Consider the following 3044-nt stretch of genomic DNA (forward strand, 5'->3'; position numbering starts at 1 on the left):
TCAGATGTCCAATATGTATTGTAGTCCTACAAATAAATTTGTAAAATATATTAATAGCCTGTTGCAATTTTCCTGCAAAAATGATATATTTACTAAACATCCACATGTTTGATAATGTAGACATTTAAAAACACGATGTCCGCTTCTGCGGACATTTTTTATGCGCGGCCGGTCGGGGCGGGGACGGCTGGAGCAAAATGAAGCCAGTTGGCACTTCCGTGCGCCCAAAGTGGCGAAAATTGAGCAAAAGAGAAAGAAAACCGACGGGTATCTCTTGCAATCTTTTGGCAAAATGGTATAATGTCTCCGGTTACTGTATTTGAGTATAGTAGTGCAACGTAAATCTAGGAGGAATGACAAATGGCCAACACGCATAAGTATGTCTATTTGTTCTCAGAGGGCAACGGCTCCATGCGGGAGCTGCTGGGCGGCAAGGGCGCCAACCTGGCTGAGATGACCAATCTGGGTATGCCCGTGCCCCAGGGCTTCACCGTCACCACCGAGGCCTGCACCCAGTATTATAACGACGGCCGCCAGATCAACGCGGACATCCAGGCCCAGATCTACGAGTACCTGGGCAAGATGGAGGCCATCTGTGGCAAGAAGTTCGCCGATCCCGAGAACCCCCTGCTGGTTTCCGTGCGCTCCGGCGCCCGCGCCTCCATGCCCGGCATGATGGACACCATCCTCAACTTGGGCCTCAACGACACCGTGGTGGAGGGCCTGGCCAAGTTCACCAACAATCCCCGCTTTGCCTACGACTCCTACCGCCGGTTCATCCAGATGTTCTCCGACGTGGTGATGGAGCTGAGCAAGAAGCGCTTTGAGGAGATTATCGACGACGTCAAGGCCAAGAAGGGCGTCAAGCAGGACGTGGAGCTGGATACCGAGGACATGAAGAACCTGGTGGTTCTGTTCAAGGAGTTCTACAAGAAGGAGAAGGGCGAGGACTTCCCCCAGGATCCCAAGGTCCAGCTCATGGAGGCCGTCAAGGCCGTGTTCCGCTCCTGGGACAACCCCCGCGCCAACGTCTACCGCCGCATGAACGAGATCCCCTACGACTGGGGCACCGCCGTCAACGTCCAGTCCATGGTGTTCGGCAACTCCGGCGACAACTCCGGCACCGGCGTGGCCTTCACCCGCAACCCCGCCACCGGCGAGAAGGCCCTGTTCGGCGAGTACCTGATCAACGCCCAGGGCGAGGACGTGGTGGCCGGCGTGCGCACCCCTTCCCCCATCTCCAAGCTGCATGAGGAGATGCCCGCGGTGTACGAGCAGTTCGCCGCCATCGCCGACCGCCTGGAGAAGCACTACAAGGACATGCAGGACATGGAGTTCACCATCGAGAATGGCAAGCTCTATATGCTACAGACCCGCAACGGCAAGCGCACCGCCGCCGCCGCCCTGAAGGTGGCCGTGGATCTGGTGGACGAGGGCATGATCGACGAGAAGGAGGCCGTGTGCCGCGTCGATCCCAAGCAGCTCGACGCCCTGCTGCACCCCACCTTTGACGCCGAGGCCCTGAAGAAGGCCCAGGTCGTGGGCAAGGGCCTGGCCGCCTCCCCCGGCGCCGCCTGCGGCCGCGTGGTGTTCACCGCCGAGGAGGCCAAGGAGTGGCACGAGCGGGGCGAGAAGGTCATCCTGGTCCGCCTGGAGACCTCTCCCGAGGACATCGAGGGCATGCAGGTCTCCCAGGGCATCCTGACCGTCCGCGGCGGCATGACCTCTCACGCCGCCGTGGTGGCCCGCGGCATGGGCACCTGCTGCGTGTCCGGCTGCGGCGACATCGTGGTGGACTATGAGAACAAGAAGTTCACCCTGGCCGGCAAGGAGTACCACGAGGGCGACTGGATCTCCCTGGACGGCTCCACCGGCAACATCTACGGCGAGGCCGTGGCCACCGTGCCCGCCGACCCCGGCTCCGGCTACTTCGGCCGCCTGATGGGCTGGGCGGACAAGTACCGTCAGCTCATGGTCTACACCAACGCCGACACCCCCCGCGACGCCGCCCAGGGCCGCGCTTTCGGCGCCCAGGGCATTGGCCTGTGCCGCACCGAGCATATGTTCTTTGAGGGCGAGCGCATCAAGGCCATGCGCGAGATGATCGTCGCCGACAACACCGAGGACCGCAAGAAGGCCCTGGCCAAGATCATGCCCTACCAGCAGGGCGACTTCGAGGGCCTGTACGAGGCCATGGAGGGCTGCCCGGTTGTCATTCGCTTCCTGGATCCCCCGCTGCACGAGTTCCTGCCCACCAAGGAGGAGGACATCAAGGAGATCGCCGGCGAGATCGGCGTCACCGTAGAGCGCCTGCACGAGGTCATCGCCTCCCTGCACGAGTTTAACCCCATGATGGGCCACCGCGGCTGCCGTCTGGCCGTCTCCTACCCGGAGATCGCCGAGATGCAGACCACCGCCGTCATCAACGCCGCCATCAACGTCCAGAAGAAGCACCCCGACTGGAAGATGGTGCCCGAGATCATGATCCCCCTGGTGGGCGAGGTCAAGGAGCTCAAGTACGTCAAGGACGTGGTGGTCGCCACCGCCGACAAGATCATCAAGGACGCCGGTATCGACATGAAGTATGAGGTCGGCACCATGATCGAGATCCCCCGCGCCGCCCTGACTGCCGACGAGATCGCCAAGGAGGCCGAGTTCTTCTCCTTCGGCACCAACGACCTGACCCAGATGACCTTCGGCTTCTCCCGCGACGACGCCGGCAAGTTCCTGAGCTACTACTACGACAAGAAGATCTATGAGTCCGATCCCTTCGCCCACCTGGATCAGAACGGCGTGGGCAAGCTGGTGGCCATGGCCGCCAAGCTGGGCAAGGAGACCCGCCCCGACATCCACCTGGGTATCTGCGGCGAGCACGGCGGCGATCCCACCTCCGTGGAGTTCTGCCACAAGGTTGGCCTGAACTATGTGTCCTGCTCCCCCTACCGCGTGCCCATCGCCCGTCTGGCTGCCGCCCAGGCCGCCATCAAGAACCCCCGCTAAGGGCGAGCATTTATAAAGTAAACAGGAGCGCCGCCCATTTGGGC

1 protein-coding gene is annotated in these 3044 nt (G+C 61.3%); it reads left to right on the top strand.

The window, feature by feature from the left end:
- Positions 1 to 360 precede the first annotated feature (360 nt).
- Entirely contained in the window at positions 361 to 3000 is a 2640-nt protein-coding gene (gene ppdK / locus HMPREF0372_RS09660) for a pyruvate, phosphate dikinase (RefSeq protein WP_007491586.1), read from the top strand.
- Positions 3001 to 3044 lie beyond the last annotated feature (44 nt).

This window comes from Flavonifractor plautii ATCC 29863, assembly GCF_000239295.1.
Classification (GTDB): Bacteria; Bacillota; Clostridia; order Oscillospirales; family Oscillospiraceae; genus Flavonifractor; species Flavonifractor plautii.

Bases quoted from the DNA above. Each gene is read 5' to 3' on its own strand.
- ppdK (WP_007491586.1), top strand. From the start codon at position 361: ATGGCCAACACGCATAAGTATGTCTATTTGTTCTCAGAGGGCAACGGC.